Below are 19,628 nucleotides of genomic sequence, written 5' to 3'. Positions count from 1 at the left end.
GCTCGCCGCGACGGAGTCACCTCCGGCGCGAGGTGGCTACAGATCTTCGTCGCTCACGACGGTGCGCCCGTCCGCGCGCAGCAGCGCGGTGGTGATGCCTTCACCGGGGCGCAGCACGCCTGTCTCGTAGACGCGCTGGCTGCCGCACGAGGGGCTCTTCTCCTTCAGGAGCGCCACCGTGACGTCGAATCGCCGGGCGGCGTCCAGGGCCTGCCGGGCGCCGTCCTGGAACGCGGCGGTGCGGTCCTCGCGCGTCTCCCGTGTGAGGGCCCGCGCACGGCCGGCCCAGACGTCCACGCCCGTGCCACCGGCGAGGTCCACGGGAGGCCGTGGAATGCCCAGGCCCGCGGCGGCCTCCGGGCAGATGGGGATGACGGCCTTGCCCTCCAGCGCCGCGAGCACGCGCTCCGAACGCTGCGAGCGCCCGTCGTAGCGGCAGGCTTCGCCCAGCAGGCACGCGCTGACCATCACCGTGGGGGCCGCGCGCAGGGCCTCTCGTCGTGCCTCACGTGCGGACGCTTCGCCTTCCTCCGAGGGCGCGTGCTCGGCCTTGGTCACCTCGGGGCACCCGGGCTGCGCAGCGCCATTCCGTCTCCGGTCACCCGCGCGGCCACCTTCGTGCGCGTCCCGTCCAGCGTCACCGCGCCCGTCACCGCCAGCCTCACCGCCAGCGGATACAGCCGGTGCTCCTCCGCGAGGATGCGCGCGCTCAGGCTCGCTTCGTCGTCCTCCGGGAGCACAGGCACCGCCGCCTGCGCGATGATGGGGCCCGTGTCCGTGCCCGCGTCCACGTAGTGCACCGTGCACCCGGCCACCTTCACGCCGCGCTCCAGCGCCTGCTTCTGCGCATGCAGGCCCGGGAACGCCGGCAGCAGGGAAGGGTGGATGTTGAGCACGCGCCCCGGGAAGCGCTTCAGGAAGTCCGCGCTCACCAGCCGCATGAAGCCCGCCAGGCACACCCACTCCACGCCCGCGTCCGCCAGCACGCCGAGCACCGCCGCCTCGAAGTCCGCCTTCGACCCGAAGCCCTTGTGGTCCACCACCTCCGCGCGCACGCCCGCCTTCCGGGCGCGCTCCAGCGCGAACGCCGTGGGCACGTTGGACAGCACGCACGCCACCTCGGCCGGGTAGTCCGCCTGCCCGGCCGCGTCGAGCAGCGCCTGCAGGTTGCTCCCGCCGCCGCTGACGAGCACCCCCAGCCGCGCCCGCCGCGCGCTCATGGGTCGATGACCGCCGTGGCCTCGCCCTGGCCCGCTTCCACCCGGCCCACCTCGGACGCCTCCACGCCCCGGGCGCGCAGCACCTCCAGCGCCTTCGCCACGTCCTCCTTCGCCACCACGACGATGAGGCCCAGGCCCATGTTGAACGTGCTGAACATCTCGTCGCGCGCCACGCCGCCCGTCTTCGCGATGAGGTCGAAGATGGCCGGCTTCTTCCACGTGGACTCGCTCAGCACCGCGCGCGTCCCGTCCGGCAGGCACCGGGGCAGGTTGCCCGGGATGCCGCTGCCGGTGATGTGCGCCATGCCCTTCACCTTCACGGCCTGGCACAGCGCGAGCGCGTCCTTCACGTAGATGCGCGTGGGCTCCAGCAGCGCGTCACCCAGCGGCCGGTCCAGCCCCGGCGGCGTCATGTCCAGCGGCAGCTTCGCGTCGTCCAGCAGCACCTTGCGCGCCAGCGAGTAGCCGTTGCTGTGCAGCCCCGACGACGTCAGCCCGATGAGCGCGTCCCCCGGCTTCACCGTCTTGCCGTCGATGATGGCGGACCGCTCCACCACGCCCACGCAGAAGCCCGCGACGTCGTACTCGCCCCGCGCGTAGAAGCCCGGCATCTCCGCCGTCTCCCCGCCCAGGAGCGCGCACCCCGCCTGCTCGCAGCCCAGGGCAATGCCCTTGACCACCTCCGCCGCGGCGTCCACCTCCAGCTTCCCCGTGGCGAAGTAGTCCAGGAAGAAGAGCGGCTCCGCGCCACAGGTGAGGATGTCGTTCACCGACATGGCGACCAGGTCGATGCCCACCGTGTCGTGCCGCCCCGCCAGGAAGGCCACCTTCAGCTTGGTGCCCACCCCGTCGGTGCCCGCCACCAGCACCGGCGCCTGGTACTTGCCGGGCGGCAGTGCGAACAGGCCGCCGAACCCACCCACCCCGCCCAACACTTCAGGGCGCGTGGTGCGCGCGGCATGGGGCTTGATCTTCTCGACGAACGCGTCGCCGGCCTCGATGTCTACTCCGGACTGCTTGTAGGTCGTTCCCACGGGCCGGCCTTGTACCCCTCCCCGGCGCCCCTGTCTCGGGCCTCGGAAGGGACGTGTCGGGTTTGCGGCGGCGCGCTGCCCTCGGGCGCCCGCACGATATCGGTCTGGGATATTTGACCGGTGGGGTGGGGGCTGATTGACTCGCGGGCCAGATGGGCGCCGAGGAAACCCTCTTTCAACGTTTTGGCAAGGAGTTCCCCAAGGGCACCGAGCTCTTCCGCGAGGGAGAGATCGGCAAGGAGATGTTCGTCATCCAGTCCGGGAAGATCGCCATCTCCAAGCGCGTGCGCGACGTGGAGAAGGTGCTCGCCGTGCTGGGCCCGGGCGAATTCTTCGGGGAGATGGCCATCATCTCCAACAAGCCCCGGAACGCCTCCGCCGTCGTGCATGACGACGCGAAGCTGCTCGTCATCGACCCCAAGACCTTCGAGGCGATGATCCGCGGCAACGCGGAGATCGCCGTCCGGATGATCAAGAAGCTGGCCGAGCGCCTGTCGGAGGCGGACGCCCAGATCGAGAACCTGCTCCACGGCGACCCCGCCAGCCGCGTCGTGCATCAGATCCTCCAGGCCTGCCAGACGCGCGGCCGGCCGCTGGAGGAGGGCGTGGAGGTGGACTTCGCCATCCGGGAGATGCCCCGGCAGATCGGCGTGGGCGAGCCCGCGGTGCGCAGCATGCTGGAGCGCCTAGAGCGCGCGGGCCTCATCGAGCGCAGCGGTGACAGGGTGACCGTGTATGACACGGCCCGGCTGCATGACTTCCTCAACTACCTCGAGATGAAGTGGAAGTTCGGAGACCTCTAGCGTGAAGCTGCAAGTCCTCGGGTGCCACGGCGGCGAGCTTCCCACGTGCAGGAGCACCTGCTTCCTCGTGGACGACGTGCTCGCGCTCGACGCGGGCGCACTCACCGGCACGCTCTCGCTGGATCAGCTCTGCAAGGTCGACGACATCCTCGTCGGCCACAGCCACTTCGACCACGTGAAGGACCTGCCGCTGCTGGCCGACCTGGTCATCGGCCGCCGGGACAAGCCCGTCACCATCCATGCCTCCCGCGAGTGCGCCAAGGCGCTGCGCGAGAACATGTTCAACAACGCGCTGTGGCCGGACTTCACGCGCATCCCCACGCGCCACAAGCCCGTCCTGGCCATCAAGACCTTCCGCGCCGGCAGCACCTTCCAGGTGGGCCCCTACACCGTGAAGAGCGTGCCGGTGAGCCACCCCGTGGAGTCGTGCGCCTTCATCATCAGCGACGGGAAGTCCGCGCTGGCCATGAGCGGCGACACCGGCCCCACGGACAAGCTGTGGAAGGCGCTCAACGCCACGAAGAACCTGAAGGCGCTGCTTTTGGAGACCAGCTTCCCCAACAGCCTCCAGGCCCTGGCGGACATCTCCGGCCACCTGACGCCCGCCACCGTGGGCTCGGAGCTGCGCAAGTTCGAGCGCAACGGCGCCCAGGTGATGCTCTACCACCTGAAGCCCGCCTTCGTGACCCAGCTCAAGAAGGAGCTGGCCCCGCTGCCCGTGAACGTCCTGGAGCTGGGCGAGACGTTCCAGTTCTAGGGGACGTGCCGCGGCGCGGCGTACGCGGGTATTGACGGCCAAAGGCGGGCGGATTAACCCCCGGGCCTCATGGCCTGGTTCTCCAAGAAGCCCCGCATCGCCGTCGACGAAGAGAAAGCCGCCGAGCCCCAGCCCTCCCGCATGCAGGGCCTCTGGGCCAAGTGCGAGCAGTGCGACGAGATCATCTACCGCCAGGAGCTCGAGAAGAACTGGATGGTGTGCATGCACTGTGAGCACCACCACGCGTGGACGGCTCGCGCGCGGCTGGCGGCCACGCTGGATCCGGACTCCTTCGAGGAGTTCGACAAGGAGCTGGAGCCCCAGGACCCGCTCGGCTTCACCGACTCCAAGAAGTACAAGGACCGGCTCAAGTCCACGCGCAAGAACCTGGAGGAGAACGACGCGTTCATCTCCGGCGTGGGCCGCATCGAGGGCCACCCCGTCTCCGTGGGCTGCTTCGTCTTCGAGTTCATGGGCGGCTCCATGGGCTCCGTGGTGGGGGAGAAGGTCACGCGCGTGTTCGAGCGCGCCTTCGAGCTCAAGTGCCCCGCGGTGGTGTTCTCCGCCTCCGGCGGCGCGCGCATGCAGGAGGGCATCTTCTCCCTGATGCAGATGGCGAAGACGTCCGCGGCCATCGCCCGCTTCCGCACCAGCGGCAAGCCGTACGTCTCCGTGATGCTCAACCCCACCACGGGCGGCGTGGCCGCGTCCTTCTCCTGGCTGGGCGACATCATCCTCGCGGAGCCCAAGGCCCTCATCGGCTTCGCCGGCCCGCGCGTGATCGAGCAGACCATCCGCCAGAAGCTGCCGGAGGGCTTCCAGCGCTCGGAGTTCCTGCTGGACCACGGGATGATCGACGCCATCGTCCACCGCAAGGACCTGCGCGCGAAGCTGGGGCAGATCCTCGGCATGCTGGGGTAGGGCGGCGGACCCTCCACGCATGGACGCGCCCCGCGCCGCCCCCCGGACTCCGGAAGAGGCCCTGCGCTTCTTCCAGGCGCTCAACCCCTCCGGCATCAAGCTGGGCCTGGAGCGGGTGCGGGACGCGCTCGCCGCGCTCGGCCATCCCGAGCGCGACTACCCGGCGCTGCACGTCGCCGGCACCAACGGCAAGGGCAGCACCTGCGCCTTCGTGGCGCGGGCGCTGGAGGCCGCCGGGCACCGCGTGGGGCTCTACACGTCCCCGCACCTGGTGCGCGTGAACGAACGGATCCGCGTGTCCGGCGCGGACATCCCGGACGCCGTCTTCGGCCAGCGCATCCTGGAGGTCCTGGAGCGCTACCCCTCCGCGCTGTCGGACCCGATGACGTACTTCGAGTTCGGCACCGTGGTCGCGCTCTGGCACTTCTCCCGCGAGCGCGTGGACGTGGCCGTGCTGGAGACGGGCCTGGGCGGCCGGCTGGACGCCACCACCGCCGCGGACCCCGTCGTCACCTGCGTCACCCCCGTGTCCTTCGACCACATGGAGTACCTGGGCCACACGCTCCGCGAGATCGCCGGGGAGAAGGCCGGCATCTTCAAGCCGGGCGTCCCGGTGGTGCTGTCCCGGCAGGAGCCGGAGGCCCTGGACGCGCTCCTGCGCCGCGCGGAGGCGCTGGCCGTGCCCGTCCAGGTGGAGGGCCGCGACTTCGGCATCGTCCCCGGGGCCGATGGGACGCTCTCGTATCGGGGACCCGGCTGGTCGCTGGAGGGTCTCACGCTCGCGCTGCGCGGGCCGTATCAGCGTCAGAACGCGGCCGTGGCCCTGGCCTGCCTGGAGGCCCTCCGGGCCCGGGGCGTGGCGGTGACGCCGGAGGCCGCGCGCGAGGGCCTGGCCACCGCGCGCTGGCCGGGGCGCCTGGAGGAGGTGGCCCAGGGCCCGACGGTGGTGGTGGACGGGGCCCACAACCCGGCGGGCGTGGCGGTGCTGCTGGAGGCCCTGCGCGCCCTCTACGCCGGGCGGCCGTTGCACCTGGTGTTCGGGGTGGTGGCGGACAAGGACCGGGGGCCGATGATGCGGGCGCTGTTCCCGCTGGCGGCCTCCGTGCACCTCACGCCGCTGGACACGCCGCGCTCGCTTGCCCCGGAGCGATACATGGCGGAAGCCGGGGCTTTGTGTTCACGGGTCGTCGCGCACGCCTCCCTGGAGGACGCACTTGCCGGAGCGAGGGCCGATGCAGTGGGTCGTCCAGATGGCGTCGTGCTCGCTACAGGCTCACTGTTCCTGGTAGGCGCCGTGAAGCGATGGGTTGACCGAAGCCTTGGCGCGATGCGGTAGCAGCAGTAACTTTGCGACATGCGCCTGCCGGACTGGAGATCAGCGCTTCCGGGACCTCCGATGCCCACCGTCGATGAGGTCGATTTCCGGGCGTTGTACTCCAAGACCAACTACGTGGTGGAGACGGCGGACGGCTGGTCGCTCGTCATCACGCGCTACCGGCCGGTGAAACAGGCGTTCGCGCAGCCGCTGTTCGGTGAGCCGCTGCTCCTGGTGCACGGCTTCTCCCAGAACCGGCACACGTGGACGAGCGGCCAGTTCGTCAAGAACCTGCTCTTCTTCGGCGTGGACATCCACATCCTGGAGCTGCGCGGGCACGGCAAGAGCTCCATCGCCTTCCAGAAGGAGCGCGCGGAGCGCTTCAAGCGCCCGCTGCCGCAGGACCTGGACTACGGCTGGGACCTGGACAGCTACTTCCTCTATGACCTGCCGGCGGCCGTCTCCGGCGTCAAGCGCATCACCCGGCGCGAGCGCGTCTTCTACTGCGGCCACTCCATGGGCGGCATGCTGGGCTACGGCTACGCCGGCATCCACGACGACTTCGAGGGGCTCATCACCATCGGGTCGCCCGCGGACCTGGGGCGCGGCTTCATGCTCCTGCGCATGCTGGCGCACGGCTCGCCGCTGCTCGCGGGCGCGGTGGACATGACGCTGGGCGGGCTGAACCTGAACCGCCGCGCGTCCTCGGTGGGCCGCTCGCTGCTGGCGAAGGGGGCGGGCGCCTTCAGCCCCGCGCTCCAGAAGCGCCTGGAGCCGGACGCGCCCAAGCCGCTCGTGTTCAACGCGGTGCCGGTGGACGTGGTGCTCAAGTGGGTGGAGCGCCAGTTGGCGCACGCGGATGAGTCCGCGCTGTATCAGCGCTTCACGCGCAAGCTGAACCGGCTCATCAACACGGAGCGTGTCAGCCGCGATGACATCCGGTGGCTCCTGCGCGAGGGCGGCGAGCGCGAGCCCCGCAAGGTGATTGAACAGTTCGCCCGGTGGATCCGCCGCGGCGAGATGGTCTGCTACCGCACGGACTACGACTTCAAGCGCGGCTTCGGGAAGATTGAGATCCCCATGGCCATCATCTTCGGGGACATGGATCCGCTGGCGTCCGTGGAGTCCACGCGCAGCGTGTACCGCGCCGCGAAGAGCGAGTACCTGCTGTGGCGCCCGGTGAAGGGCAACAGCCACGTCGAGCTCACCATGGGGCACGACATCCGGCAGATCTGCTACGACATCAAGAACCTCATCGAATACACCCGCACGCACCGCACGCGCTCGCCGTCCATGCCGCGCTTGCGTTGAAGCGCGGACGTTCCGGCCGGACTGAAAAGTTGGTGCCTCCCGGGTGCGTGATAATTTCGCGCGCGTCTGTCTTCTGACGCATGTCACGGGAGTGGTCGATGAAGGGCTTGGCGGTGTCACTGCTCGGGTTGTGGCTGGTGCCCCTGGTGGCGCTGGCTCAGCAGCCGGTGGACTTCAACACCATCACGTCCGTCACCGTGAGCGGCGGAACGGTGGAGATCACCGGCAGCAAGAAGGCGGACTTCAACAGCTTCACCATGACGGACCCGCCCCGGCTCGTCATCGACGTGTCCGGCGCCGTCTTCAAGGACGTGCCCGAGGAGCTGCCGGTGGGCAATGGCACCGTGACGGGCATCCGCACGCAGGCCTATGGCACGGAGTCCTCGTCCATCGCGCGCATCCTCATCGGCTATGAGCGCGAGGTGGAGACGGACATCCAGGCCTCCGGTAACAAGCTGGTGGTGAAGGTCCTGGGCGGCGGGGGCAACGCGGCCGTCGCGCAGCTCACCCCCGCGGAAGGGCAGGGCGCCCCCGCGCAGGGGACCGCCGCGGCCAACACCCAGGCCGGCTCCAACGCGCAGGACGCGGCCCGCGCCGCCGCGTCGGACCGGGAGGCGCAGGAGAAGGCCGTGAAGGCCGCCGCGGACGCCGCCCGGGCGGAGCGCGAGGCCCAGGAGAAGGCCGCCGCCGAGGCCGCCGCCCGCGCCAAGGCGGACGCGGACGCGGAGCGCAAGCGCCAGGAGGAGGCCCAGGCCGCCGCGAAGCGCCAGGATGAAGAGCGCCGCGCGTCGGAGCAGGCCGCCGCCGCGGAGCGCAAGCGTCAGGAGGAGGAGGCCCAGGCCGCCGCGAAGCGCGCCGAGGACGAACGCCGCGCCAGCGCGCAGGCCGCCGCCGACCAGAAGCGCCAGCGGGAAGAGGACGCGAAGGCCGCCGCCGACGAGAAGCGCGCCGCCGCCCAGGCCGCCGCGGAGGAGAAGCGCGCCGCCGCCCAGGCCGCCGCCGAGGAGCGCCAGGCCTCCGCGAAGACGGCCGCGGAGCAGAAGCGCGCCGCCGCGCAGGCCGCCGCCGAGGCGAAGCGCCAGAAGGATGAGGAGCGCCAGGCCGCCGCGCAGGCCCGCCGCGAGGAGCAGCAGTCGGCCCGCGAGGCCGCCGCCGAGGCGAAGCGCCAGCGCGCGGCGGAGGCCCGTGAGCGCCGCGAGCAGGCCGTGGCGGCCCGTGAGTCGCGCGCCCGCCCCAGCCAGGGCAGCGCCGCGTCCACGTCTCGCGAGAGCGGCGGGGGCGCGGTGTCGTTGCGGCGCAAGACGATGACGCAGATTGGCTTCCAGCAGCAGCCGGACAGCTCGCGCGTCTTCGTGCGCACCAACGAGCCGGTGCGCTACACGGTGAACGGCTCCGGCAACCAGGTGGTGCTGGAGCTGGAGAACACGCGCGTGGTGGAGTCCAACAACACGCTGCCCCTGGACACGCACTTCTTCCCGTCGGCCGTGTCTCGGGTGGAGGCGTTCTCCAACGCGGGCCAGTCGGTGCGCGTCGTCATCCAGCTCAAGCAGGGGGTTCGTTATGAGACACGCCAGGAAGGCGGCCTCATCACCCTCGACTTCCCGCGTCCGGGCCGGTAGGACGGGTCGGGCGCCGTTGCCGGCACGGCGCCCACCGCCCACGCCTCCCGCATGACCTTCCTTGCCCCGGTCGTCCTGACGCTCTGGGTGTCGGCCCAGATTCCGCTGGCCACGCAGGTGGAGCTGCCCACCGGCGAGGTCGTGGAGCTCGCGGCCGATTACGTCGTCTACGAGAACGACATCCTCACCGCCCGGGGCCACTGCGAGCTGCGCAGCGGCCCCAACGTGCTGCGCGCGGACGAGGTCACGTACAGCGAGGCCACGCAGGTGGCCACCGCCACCGGCAACGTGATGTTCGTCAGCGGCCTGATGGCCGCCATCGCGGACGACGTGCGCGTGGACCTGCGCTCCAACGAGGCCAACGTGAAGGGCGGCCTCTTCATGCAGAAGAAGGGCGTCACCCCCGAAGCGCTCCAGGCCGCCAAGACGCCGGACGAGCTGCGCAAGCTGGGGGAGACGCCCGTCCTCATGAGCGGCACGCGCATCCGCCGCACCGGCGAGACGGCCTTCTCCGTGGACGGCCTGGCCTTCACCCCGTGCCAGTGCGGCCCGGGCGAGCCGGGCTGGCGCGTGGAGGCGAAGGAGGCCAACGTGAAGATGGGCGAGCGCGCCATCCTCACCTGGCCCGTGGTGTACGTGCGCTCGGTGCCGGTGTTCGCGCTGCCGTGGCTGTACCTGCCCCTGGCCGAGCGCCGCACCGGCCTGCTCATCCCCCGTCCGTCCAACTCCGGCCTCAACGGCTTCGGGCTGGAGCAGCCCGTCTTCGTCACGCTGGGGGAGAGCTACGACCTGACGTTCACGCCGGGCATCTACACGGGCGGCGGCGACGTCACGAACGCGTTCTACACCCAGCGCGAGGGGCGGGAGATCCGCGAGCCCCGCACCAACGGCGTGAAGGGCCCCCGGCTGCTCACCGAGTTCCGCTACGTCCCCAGCGACCGCACGCGCGGCCGGGCCACGCTGGGCTTCCTCTACGACCTCCGCCCCCGGTTGAACCCCACGACCTACGACTTCCTCCGCGTCTACCGGGAGGTCGCTCCCGGCGTGCGCGACTACACGTCGGAGATCGTCGACGAGAAGCGGGGCCTGCGCGGCGAGGCGTCCTGGCAGCACACCCAGGACCTGGGTGACGGCTGGCACGACCGCGTGGACGCGTACTTCGTGTCGGACGGCTTCTACACGCGCGACCTCACCGCCGACCTGCTGGTGCAGAACACCAACTACCTGCGCAGCACCGCCATGGTGTACCAGCGCCGTGACGACCGCTACCTGGGGCTGGACGTGTCGCTGCGCCAGGACCTGCGCTACCCGTTCCGCTTCTTCCAGACGAACACCATCCCCGCCGTGGCCACGGCGGACAACGTCGCCACCAACCCCCACGGCCCCACGACGTTCCAGCGCCTGCCGGGCATCACCCTGGCGCTGCCCCAGCGGCCCCTCTTCGGCGGGCGGGTGATGGGCGGCATGCAGGTGGAGTACAGCCGGCTGGCGCCCCTGCGCAGCGGCGGCTTCGCGGACGACGGCTCCGACGGGCTCTTCTCCCTCAACGGCGCCTGGCGCCCCGAGGGCACGCCCCTGGAGAGCGGAGGCGTACCCGATGAGCTGGAGGGCAACGGCCGCCTGGACCCCACCGAGCGCGAGGGACGCGATCGCGTGTCGCTGGCCCCGCGCCTGTCCACGTCCTACGGGCTGGGCGACTGGGGCCGGCTGACGCCCTCCGTGGCGCTGCGCCAGGACGTGTCCGTGGGCGAGGTCTCCGGCCGCACCGCCGCGCGCGGCTATGCGCTGGCGGACCTGGTGCTGGACTCGCAACTGGCGCGCACCTTCGTGGACCGGGACACGCTCTACCGGCACACGGTGTCCCCGTCCGTGGCCCTGCGCTACGTGCCCGGCGGCTGGGGCCACGGGCTCACCGCCCTCAACGGCGGCGGCACCGGCACCGTGCCGCTCGTCTATGACGAATGGGACTCCGCCGTGCCGCTCCAGTCCGACGGCAGCGTGCGCGGCTTCCTCCACGCCGTGGTCGCCGTGGACCAGACGCTGCGCGTCCGCAAGGGGCCCTCCACCCGCGAACCGCTGCGCCTGCGCATCGGCCAGGGCTTTGACCTGTCTCGCATCTCGCCCGTCGCGGGCCGGGACAGCGTGCAGGGCAGCGTGCTGCGCGACACCTTCGCCCGCCTGTCCGCCAGCGCCGGGGTCCTCACCGCGGGCGGGCTCGTGCGCATGGATCCCACGACGCTCGACATCACCCAGTTGTCCGCCGACTTCACCATCGACAACGGCAAGGGCAACGCGCTGTACGCCCGCTACGACGACCTGCTGGCCGTGAAACAATTGTCAATTGATCGTGGGTTGGATCCCCTGGCACAGGGACCCGATTTCGTCCGTCGGGGAGTGGACATGCTGGTAGGAGACGCACCTCGTCCCCTGCCGTCCCACAATGACCAGGTCGACCCCTCTCCGACCGAGCGGGCGCAGGCACTCACTGTCGGTACGCGAATCAAGCTCGGATTCGGGCTCGGGTTGCGATACGAAGCGTTGGTGCAACCGCTTTATAAGGATCTGATTACCCAGGAAAGTCAGCCCCTTGCGCAGCAGACCTTTGGCGTGTCGTATGGACCCGCCTGTGACTGCTGGCGTATCGAGGGGGTGGTGATCCTGCGGCGCAACCAGTCGCCGGAGTTCGCCGGCGTGAACCTGAGTGTGGCCGGATTCGGATCCTTCGGGTCGGGTGGATAGGAATCACCCGCCGTACGCGAGCGTTGCACTCACCTCGGAAACATCCCCCCTAGAGGAGAAGTACTTCGTGTCGGATCTCGGAAAAAGAATTGGCCAGCGCATTCGCGAGCTTCGCACGCAGCGCCCGGAACGATGGACGCAGGAGGAGCTCGCGGAGCGAGCGCAGATCAGCGTGTCCTTCCTGTCGATGATCGAACGCGGCGAGCGCGTGCCCCACGTGGAGACCCTGGCGGCGCTGTCCAACGCCCTCAGCGTCAGCCTCGGTGAGCTCTTCACGGGCACCGAGCAGACGCCCGCCCAGACGGAGGACCTGCTGCGTCCCCTGTCTGACTTCGCCCGCGCCCGCGGCCTCAACGCGCGCGACGTGGACCGCCTGCTCGGCGTGGCCCGCGTGATGTTCAACGGCTCGGCGGCCTGAGTCCCCTCCTGGGGAGGGCCCTTCCCCGTGCGTGCCCCTTCCGCCCGCCTCCCCCTCGGGCGCGGCGGAGGGCCCCACGTAAGGATTGACCCCGGAGCCCCGCGTCCGTAGCGTGGCTGGCTGATTCTTGAATCAACCAGCCGTGGGAGGACGCGTGGGCCAGCAGAAGACGGCGCCGGAGAGCGGGACGCGGGAGAGCGAGCGCCGCCGCACCATCCTGCGGGCCGCCATCGACGTGTTCGCCCGCAAGGGCTACCACGGCTGCCGCATCGCGGACGTCGCCAAGGAGGCGGGCGTCGCGTACGGGCTCGTCTACCACTACTTCAAGAACAAGGATGAGCTGCTGGAGACCGTCTTCGAGACGGGCTGGAGCGGCTTCATCGCGCGTGCGCGCGCCGTCGCGGAGAGCGAGGGGCCGCTGGTGGAGAAGGTCCGCCGCATCGCGGACGTGGCCTTCGAGGCCTACCGCGTGGACCCCCGCGCGGTGAAGGTGCTCATCCTGGAGATTGCCCGTTCCCCGGCTGGCGCCCGCATCAACCGGCAGACGGCCTTCGTGGACGTCATCCGCCTGAGCGCGCAGATGTTCACCCGCGCGAAGGAGGCCGGGGAGCTGCGCCCGGACGTGGATCCGCTGCTCGCGTCCGCGCTGCTCTTCGGCTCCATCGAAATGGGGCTCACCGCCTTCGTGGTGGGGCTGGCGGACGCGCGCGACACGGCGATGCTCGAGCGCGCCAAGGCGCAGATCGCCGACTCGTTCCTCCACGGCGTGCTGCTGGGCGGCGCTTCCGCTTCCGCGGAGCCCGTGAAGCCCGAGCCCGCGAAGCACGAGCTCCCGAGGGGCGAGGACCCCCCGGACGTGGCCCCGCTGAAGCGGGAGAAGGCCGCGCCCAGGGCCCGGGCTCCCAAGCGCGGCTGAAAGCGGGCCGCGCGGCGCGCTACGGGTTGCCCAGGCCGGGCGCGTTGGTGGCCACGCCCGGCGCTTCCGGGGCGCCGGTGAAGTCCAGCTTGAGCAGCGTCTGGCCATCCACCCAGCGGTCATCCGCCTTCACGCCCCAGTGGAGGTGCGGGCCGGTGACGCGGCCGGTGCTGCCCACCAGGCCCAGCGGGTCTCCCTGCTTCACCTGCGCGCCGTCCTTCACGTCGATGCGCGACAGGTGGAAGTACGCGGTGTAGAGCCCCGCGCCGTGGTGCACGAGCACGGTGTTGCCGGACGCGTAGTTGTCGCGCGTCATCACCACCGTGCCGTCGTTGGCGGCGACCACCGGCGAGCCCGTGGCGCCGTCCAGGTCCACGCCGAAGTGCTGCGTCTGCAGCTTGCCGTTGAACGAGCGGCGGTCGCCGAACGGCGCCGTGACCGTGGCCTCGCGTGGCCAGGCGAAGTTCCGGCCGAACAGCGGCTTCTGGAAGGGCTGCGCGAACGCTGCGGCGAACGCCTTGCGGTCCGCCTCCATGCGCGCCTTCACCGCCTTGGGCGGCTTCACGTACTTGTTGGCCACGCGCAGCTCGCGCTCGCGGAAGCCCGGCGCGCCCACGTTGAGCACGCCGGACAGCAGCACGGGCAGGCCGCGCCCGGGGGCCGTGACGTCCACCGGCACGCTGCCCTCCACCTGCTCCACCGGCAGGCTGGAGAGGGCCGCGTAGCCGTTGTTCCACGCGAAGAAGCGCAGGGGCCGGCCCGCGAGCGTGCCCGTGGGCAGCGAGGACGCGCCGCTCACCGTCACCAGCACCGGGTCACCCGGCTTGGGGTTGGCGGGCTGGAGCGACAGGCGGGGCCCGTCCACGGGCGCCACCTTCAGCGGCGCCAGCTCTCCCTGGAGCACGGCGCCCGGCGTGGGCGCGCCCGGAGCGCGGAGGCCCGACGCGGTGGGCGTCGCCGCGGCGCCCGGCACGCTGCCTGTCACCACGGCGGGGGCCGTGGAGGCGGCGAGCACCGGAGACCCGGAGGCGAGCAGGGAGAGGACGAGGACTCGGGCGGCGGAAGGGTTCCGGGCGGGCATGGGCCGTTCTTTACACCACGCGCGCGCGGAACCTTCCCGGAGCGGCGACGGGCGTGTTGGCTGTCTGCTTCTCTGCTCGGAAGGGCCCGGCTGGATGCCTCCTGTGTGACGTCCGGCCGCCCGCCCTGGAGGCAGGCACCGGATGCGTGCCATTGCCGGTACTTGGGTGCCCCCAAAGGCGAAACAGTGTTCCTGGCCGGACGTGCGGCAGGCAGCCGTGCCAGTTCTCCCCGTGTCAAGGCGTTACGGACGGCGAGGGGCTCCCTAGCTTTCCCACATCAACGCAGCACATCAATTTCGAAAGGGAGGACGCGCATGCCTCGCTCCTACAGCTTCGACCACTTCCAGGTTCCCAAGACGCTCCCGCCGCAGAAGCGCAGCCTGCGTCAGCGCGACAAGGAGCACCTGTCCCAGTCCGCGCGCGTGTCGGTGGGCGAGCACGAGGGCGTCCACTACGGCAAGAGCCACGCGCAGACGGAGGAGATCCTCACCGCGCGCAAGATGGAGCTTCAGTTGGAGGAGCTGGCCCGGCCGGAGGCGGACGCCAAGTTCTCCCACGGGCCGGTGTCGCGCGTGAGCGGCGCCGCGAAGAAGCAGCGCAAGGCGGCTGCTTCGCCCGTCATCGGGACGACGGCGCCCATCGGCGCGCTGCCGCCCACCCAGGAGCGGCCGATGCAGCAGGGGCGGCTGCCGGACCTCATCGACGAGGCGCGCCGCCAGCTCAAGGCCATCCAGTCCGGCGTGGGCGACGTGGCGACGGCCATGCAGCGGCTGGCGGCGCTGCCCCTGGAGGCGGTGCGCCTGGCGGCCCGCCGCATCATCCCGGCTTGAAGGAGGGTGGACGACGCGTGGAGCTGACCCTGGTCTCCTACAACATCCACTCCGGCATCGGCGTGGACGGAGCGTTCGACCTGGAGCGCGTCGGCTCGGTGCTCCGCGAGGTGAACGCGGACATCGTCGCCCTGCAGGAGGTGGGGGACTTCCGGGGCAAGACGCCCCGGGAGGACCAGCCCGAACACCTGGCGGAGATGCTCGGGATGCACATGGCCTTCGGACCCAACGTGGTCCGCAACGGCCGCCGCTACGGCAACGCCATCCTCAGCCGGCTGCCGGTGCTCAAGTCGAAGAACTACGACCTGAGCGTGCCGCGCCGCGAGCCCCGGGGCGCGCTGAGATGCGACCTGGACCTGGGAGGAGGGCAGCAGTTGCACGTCTTCTGCCTCCACCTGGGCCTGTCCGTGAGCGAGCGGCGGCGCCAGGAGGCGCTCCTCCTGTCCGCCGACCTGCTCCGCGACGCGGCCCGCAAGGACCCCATGGTGGTGTGCGGGGACTTCAACTCCTGGGGCAACGGCCCGGTGTCGTCGCTGGTGCGCGAGGCCATCCACGACGCCGCGTTCGAGCTGGGCGCCGCCGCGCGCACGTACCCCACGCGGCTGCCCCTGTTCCGCCTGGACCGCATCTACGTGGACTCGGGGGTGCGGCCGGTGTCGGTGACGCCGCACCGCTCGCCGCTCAGCCGGGTGGCGTCGGACCACCTGCCGCTGGTGATGCGCTTCGAGGCGCCCATCGCGGTGCAGCCGCCCGTCGCGCCGCCGGTGCAGCTCATCGGCTAGGGGGGCTTGCGGTAGACTTGTTCGCGGATCCGGTGGTTTCTCGCGTTGAGTGGCCGACGCTGGCGAACGCCGGACAAATTCCTCGCGCCGTGGTTGTCGCGGGGAGGTGGGGTGCCTAGGTTGGCGCCCACGCGCACAGGGACGTGAGCGTCGGCCGGAGAGCGCATGCACGTGGGCAGTGAACAGACGGATCGCGGCGTCGCCGCGCTCGTCGGGCGCATGGCGGACGGCTTCAGTCGGTTGGTGACGCAGCACCTCCAGTTGGCGCGCGTGGAGCTGGCGGAGGACGCGAAGGCCATGGGCCTGGACGTGGCGAGCATCGCCGTGTTCGTGCCCTTCCTGCTCGTGGGGTACGCCTTCGTCTGCGGGGCGCTGGCGGCCGTGCTCGCTCCGTGGACGGGGTGGGCGGGGGCGCTGGCGCTCGTGGGCGCGGCCAACCTGGTGGGCGGCGGCCTGGGCATCCTGCGCGCGGTGAAGCGGATGAAGTCACGCCAGATGATGGATGACAGCGTGAGCGAGCTGTCGCGCAGCATGGCGGCGCTCACCACGGCGCAGCCGCGGGTGGCCCCGGCGCCCGGGGTGAACACGCTGAAGGACGCAACGGGAATGGCTTTCAAGGAGCCGCGGGATGGCCGCTAGCAATGGACACCTGCCGCGCACCAGCGCGGCGCTTCGCGAGGAAATCGAGCGCACCCGGGCCGACCTGGCCACGTCGGTGAGCGCGCTCCGGGTGGAGGTGGCGGAGGTCACGGACTGGCGGCAGTGGGTGCGCAAGCATCCCTACGCCTGCGTGGGGACCGCCTTCCTCGTCGGTTACCTGGTGGGCTCGCGGCGCTGAGGCTGCACCGGCGGGCCTGGATGCAGAAGCTTCAAGACGCAATCGGAAAACGAACGCACATCAGAGGGCTTCCATGGAAATCAATCCGCAGCAGATGGCAGACCGGGCACGGCAGATTCAGGACCAACTGCCGAACATGGACGAGGCGCGGCAGAACCTGGTGGACCTGAACAACCAGGTCGTCGGGTTCATCAAGGCCAACCCCGGCACGTGCCTCCTGGGCGCCATCGCCGTGGGTTTCATCGTGGGCCGCATCGCGTCCCGCTAACCGCTTGCCGGACCAAGGGAGCACGGACATGACGAACTACTCGGGCACGACGGGTAACGGCACGGCGCACGGCGAGGACGCGGGCTTCGGCCAGCGCGTGGATCAGCTCGGCTCGGACGCGCAGCAGTTCATCGACAACGCGCGCAGCGCGGTGGCGGACCTGGGGCAGACGCTGGACCTGAAGGGGCGCGTGGAGCGCAACCCCTATGGCACGCTGGCCATCGCCGTGGGCGTGGGCTACGTGCTGGGCGGCGGCCTCTTCACGCCGCTGACCGGTCGCATCCTCAAGCTGGGCGTGCGGCTGGCCGCGCTGCCCTTCGTGAAGGATGAGCTGCTGGGCATGGCGGAGTCCGCCTTCCAGGGCTATCAGACGGGCCGGGGCACGCCGCCCTCGGGCAGCGTCTAGGATTCAGTCGAAGCACCCCAGGTCTTTCCCCGAAGTCATTTCCCCGGAGTCGGACATGCTGAGCCTGAAGGACTTGAAGAAGCTGGACCGCGACGACGTGCTGGACCTCATCGGCCTGGAGACGCGCCGCACGACGGCGGAGACGGCGCTGCCGGCGCTGGGCATCTTCGCGGCGGGCGTGCTGGTGGGCGTCGGCGTCGGCCTGCTGCTCGCGGACAAGCCGGGCCAGCAGCTCCGCGGCGACCTGCGCCAGCGCATCCAGGGCGGCCAGGACAAGCTCGCCACGGCCATCAACAACGCGCGCGGCGCGGAAGGCCAGCAGGGCGCCGGCTCCACGGTGCCGCCGGGCCAGCGGACGACCTGATTCCAGGGCGCGCCGTCGAGTCACACCCGGGCCTCTTCCCGCTCAAGGCGGGGAGGGGCCTTCGTGTTTCCGGCTAGGATGCGAGCCGATGGGTACGAAGCCGCCCGGGGCCAAACCGCCACCGAGACATGACACGCCCGTGGATGTGCCCGCCGTGGACGAGTCCCCGGCGCTCCCCACGCGAAGCACAGACCTGCCGTGGGCCTCCGGCCCCGAGGGCGCGCTGGGGCCGTTGCGCGCGCTGGAGACGCTGGAGTCCGCGTACGACGCCTGGGAGGAGCTCAAGCGCGGTCACGCCGCCTCCGTCATCCAGTTCCGCGAGGAACAGGCCCGGCTCACGCAACAGGGCTCCTTCCTGCTGGGCGCGGTGCGCGCCGCGGGCATGGACGCCGGTTCGACAACTCCGGGCCTTCAGCCGCAGGGCGCCGCCAGCGACTTCCTGCGCGACGCGGAGGCGAAGCTCGCCAAGGCGCGCGACGCCGTCTCCCATCGCGAGGCCGAGAGCGAGGCCCGTTACCAGGCCGCGTTCACGGAGGTCCGCGCCACGCTGCTGGACCGCGTCCAGCGCTACCTCCAGCGCAGCCAGCCGCACCTCACGCTGCTGTTGCGCCGCGTGGGGGCGGAGCGCTCCATCCTCCACGTCGCGCGCGTGCAGCCGGACGAGGCCGTCCTGCTCTGCTACCTGCTCACGCAGCGGGTGCCGTCCCGCTACGGCTTCCTCTTCGACGACTCCACGGAGGACCTGTCGCTTCCGCCCGCGCCGCTCTACGCGGAGGAGTCCGTCGCCTCCGGCGCCGTGCGCCCGGACGCGCCGGGCCTGCTGCGCGTCATCGAGGCGAGCACGGACGTCGTGCCGCTCAAGGGCTTCATCCCCCTGCGCGTGCCCAGGGCCGGGGGAGGGGAGGACTTCTTCCGCCTCCTCCAGCGCGGCGCCGTGATGGAGGTGGAGATCGCGGACGGGCCGGACTTCCGCAGCATCCTCACCCGCGAAGAGTCGGAGCGCTTCGCGGGTCACCTCCTGCGCCTCAAGCTGGAGGGGCGCATCGGGCTGGACATCGAGGCGGGGTAGGCGCGCCTCCGCGCTCAGTTCGTCCGCACGATGCCCACTTCCGCGGTGCCCGCCAGGACGACGCTGCCCAGGAAGAGGTTGTCGGACTCCGGGCCGCCCATGCGCACGGCCTGGAAGATGACCAGGTAGGTCTGCTTCGGGTTCGGGAACGCGGTGGCGGGGATCGTCACGCGGGCCTCCCGGAACAGCGCCGGGGTCGCCGCCAACTGGAGGAACTCCACCGGCGACGTGGGCACGTTCGAATAGGTGGCCTGGCCCTTCTCCCCGTTCGAACCCAGCGGCACCACCGTCACGAAGCCCAGCGTGCGGTCCTGGTTCGCCGGAGGCGCCGGCCGGTCGAACGCGAACGCCGTGTTGGCGTTGATGCGCACGAAGCCCTCCGCCGGGTGGAACGCCGGGATGGCCTCCTTCGTCGGCGCGTCCTCCACCCGCGCCTCGTACTTCGTCCCGTTCTGCTCCGCGAAGAACGAGTAGGTGGCGCCGGACGCGTACGTCAGGTCGTCCGTGGAGTCGCTCGTCACGCCGTAGCTGCCGCCGCCCTGGCTGTTGAGCGTGACGCCCGCCGCGCTCCCGGCGTTCAGCGTCACCTTGGCCCCGCTCACGCCCTGCGGCTGCGCGTTCTCCCCCGACTTCGTCCCGAAGAACACGAACGCCGCCGTCTGCCCGGGGAAGCTCACCACGTCCCCGCCGTCCGGCCCGAAGGTCCCCGCGTCGTAGCCCGCCATCGCGGACGCGGACACGTCCACCTGCGGCGTCGCGAGCAGGGTGCCCACGATGACGTGGTCCGCCGTGAGCTGGTTCGTCGTCTTCTCCAGGTCACAGGCGAGCGGCGAAAGCAGGGACACGGTGGCCAGGGCGGACAGCAACAGGCGTTTCATGGGCACTCTCTTGAACGGGGCACGGTTGACGGCGGCCAACCATACCCCGCGTGTTGCC

22 protein-coding genes are annotated in these 19,628 nt (G+C 71.1%); 17 read left to right on the top strand and 5 right to left on the bottom strand.

Annotated features, from left to right (window positions below):
- Positions 1-36: 36 nt before the first annotated feature.
- The 3 genes from K8612_RS04535 to purM form a co-directional block, all read right to left on the bottom strand.
- Entirely contained in the window at positions 37-468 is a 432-nt protein-coding gene (locus K8612_RS04535; RefSeq protein ID WP_255671385.1) for a DUF523 domain-containing protein, read from the bottom strand.
- A gap of 86 nt (positions 469-554) precedes the next feature.
- Positions 555-1,220: a phosphoribosylglycinamide formyltransferase gene (gene purN, locus K8612_RS04530; protein WP_223761372.1), complete on the bottom strand. Its 666-nt coding sequence runs from the start codon at positions 1,218-1,220 to the stop codon at positions 555-557.
- Positions 1,217-2,254, bottom strand: coding sequence for a phosphoribosylformylglycinamidine cyclo-ligase (gene purM, locus K8612_RS04525; protein WP_206792430.1), 1,038 nt, complete (start codon positions 2,252-2,254; stop codon positions 1,217-1,219). Before purM ends, purN begins: the two co-directional genes overlap by 4 nt.
- A gap of 152 nt (positions 2,255-2,406) precedes the next feature.
- On the opposite strand from purM, the gene K8612_RS04520 reads away from it, so the two are divergent.
- From K8612_RS04520 to K8612_RS04480, 9 genes are all read left to right on the top strand, one after another.
- On the top strand, positions 2,407-3,057 hold the full coding sequence (locus K8612_RS04520; protein WP_014398127.1) for a Crp/Fnr family transcriptional regulator: 651 nt from the start codon (positions 2,407-2,409) through the stop codon (positions 3,055-3,057).
- Between the two features lies 1 nt (position 3,058).
- Complete coding sequence (locus K8612_RS04515) at positions 3,059-3,814, top strand: MBL fold metallo-hydrolase (protein ID WP_120621281.1); 756 nt, start codon at positions 3,059-3,061, stop codon at positions 3,812-3,814.
- Between the two features lie 69 nt (positions 3,815-3,883).
- On the top strand, positions 3,884-4,735 hold the full coding sequence (accD, locus tag K8612_RS04510; protein WP_223744056.1) for an acetyl-CoA carboxylase, carboxyltransferase subunit beta: 852 nt from the start codon (positions 3,884-3,886) through the stop codon (positions 4,733-4,735).
- A 19-nt stretch (positions 4,736-4,754) separates the two neighbouring features.
- Positions 4,755-6,071 carry a folylpolyglutamate synthase/dihydrofolate synthase family protein gene (locus tag K8612_RS04505; protein WP_223761371.1) on the top strand — a complete coding sequence of 439 codons (1,317 nt, stop codon included), beginning with the start codon at positions 4,755-4,757 and terminating at the stop codon, positions 6,069-6,071.
- An 18-nt stretch (positions 6,072-6,089) separates the two neighbouring features.
- Positions 6,090-7,361: an alpha/beta fold hydrolase gene (locus K8612_RS04500; RefSeq protein ID WP_306799604.1), complete on the top strand. Its 1,272-nt coding sequence runs from the start codon at positions 6,090-6,092 to the stop codon at positions 7,359-7,361.
- Between the two features lie 98 nt (positions 7,362-7,459).
- Positions 7,460-8,980, top strand: a complete 1,521-nt coding sequence (locus K8612_RS04495) for an AMIN domain-containing protein (protein ID WP_223761369.1) — start codon at positions 7,460-7,462, stop codon at positions 8,978-8,980.
- A 51-nt stretch (positions 8,981-9,031) separates the two neighbouring features.
- Entirely contained in the window at positions 9,032-11,719 is a 2,688-nt protein-coding gene (locus K8612_RS04490) for an LPS-assembly protein LptD (RefSeq protein ID WP_223761368.1), read from the top strand.
- A gap of 67 nt (positions 11,720-11,786) precedes the next feature.
- Entirely contained in the window at positions 11,787-12,137 is a 351-nt protein-coding gene (locus K8612_RS04485) for a helix-turn-helix domain-containing protein (protein WP_014398120.1), read from the top strand.
- 154 nt (positions 12,138-12,291) lie between these two features.
- A complete protein-coding gene (locus tag K8612_RS04480; RefSeq protein ID WP_223761367.1) occupies positions 12,292-13,053 on the top strand; it encodes a TetR/AcrR family transcriptional regulator in 762 nt (253 codons plus the stop codon).
- A 19-nt stretch (positions 13,054-13,072) separates the two neighbouring features.
- On the opposite strand, the gene K8612_RS04475 is transcribed toward K8612_RS04480, so the two are convergent.
- A complete protein-coding gene (locus K8612_RS04475) occupies positions 13,073-14,134 on the bottom strand; it encodes a M23 family metallopeptidase (protein WP_223761366.1) in 1,062 nt (353 codons plus the stop codon).
- Positions 14,135-14,449: 315 nt separating this feature from the next.
- Here K8612_RS04475 and K8612_RS04470 point away from each other — a divergent pair, with 315 nt between their 5' ends.
- From K8612_RS04470 to K8612_RS04435, 8 genes are all read left to right on the top strand, one after another.
- The gene (locus K8612_RS04470; protein ID WP_223744049.1) at positions 14,450-14,965 is read left to right on the top strand and encodes a hypothetical protein; all 516 of its coding nucleotides are present in this window, start codon (positions 14,450-14,452) and stop codon (positions 14,963-14,965) included.
- Positions 14,966-14,982: 17 nt separating this feature from the next.
- The gene (locus tag K8612_RS04465; RefSeq protein WP_223744048.1) at positions 14,983-15,747 is read left to right on the top strand and encodes an endonuclease/exonuclease/phosphatase family protein; all 765 of its coding nucleotides are present in this window, start codon (positions 14,983-14,985) and stop codon (positions 15,745-15,747) included.
- 165 nt (positions 15,748-15,912) lie between these two features.
- Entirely contained in the window at positions 15,913-16,386 is a 474-nt protein-coding gene (locus K8612_RS04460; RefSeq protein WP_223744047.1) for a phage holin family protein, read from the top strand.
- A complete protein-coding gene (locus tag K8612_RS04455) occupies positions 16,376-16,585 on the top strand; it encodes a DUF3618 domain-containing protein (protein WP_120549964.1) in 210 nt (69 codons plus the stop codon). Before K8612_RS04460 ends, K8612_RS04455 begins: the two co-directional genes overlap by 11 nt.
- A 73-nt stretch (positions 16,586-16,658) precedes the next feature.
- The gene (locus K8612_RS04450) at positions 16,659-16,853 is read left to right on the top strand and encodes a hypothetical protein (RefSeq protein ID WP_223744046.1); all 195 of its coding nucleotides are present in this window, start codon (positions 16,659-16,661) and stop codon (positions 16,851-16,853) included.
- A 28-nt stretch (positions 16,854-16,881) separates the two neighbouring features.
- Complete coding sequence (locus K8612_RS04445; RefSeq protein ID WP_223744045.1) at positions 16,882-17,259, top strand: hypothetical protein; 378 nt, start codon at positions 16,882-16,884, stop codon at positions 17,257-17,259.
- 55 nt (positions 17,260-17,314) lie between these two features.
- On the top strand, positions 17,315-17,623 hold the full coding sequence (locus K8612_RS04440; protein WP_223761365.1) for a hypothetical protein: 309 nt from the start codon (positions 17,315-17,317) through the stop codon (positions 17,621-17,623).
- Positions 17,624-17,711: 88 nt separating this feature from the next.
- A complete protein-coding gene (locus tag K8612_RS04435) occupies positions 17,712-18,692 on the top strand; it encodes a hypothetical protein (RefSeq protein ID WP_223761364.1) in 981 nt (326 codons plus the stop codon).
- 14 nt (positions 18,693-18,706) lie between these two features.
- Here K8612_RS04435 and K8612_RS04430 read toward each other — a convergent pair whose 3' ends face one another.
- The gene (locus tag K8612_RS04430) at positions 18,707-19,570 is read right to left on the bottom strand and encodes a hypothetical protein (protein ID WP_223761363.1); all 864 of its coding nucleotides are present in this window, start codon (positions 19,568-19,570) and stop codon (positions 18,707-18,709) included.
- Positions 19,571-19,628 lie beyond the last annotated feature (58 nt).

The sequence above is a fragment of the Corallococcus sp. AS-1-6 genome (assembly GCF_020037015.1).
GTDB lineage: Bacteria > Myxococcota > Myxococcia > Myxococcales > Myxococcaceae > Corallococcus.
This window is presented reverse-complemented; position numbering and strand designations above follow the sequence as displayed.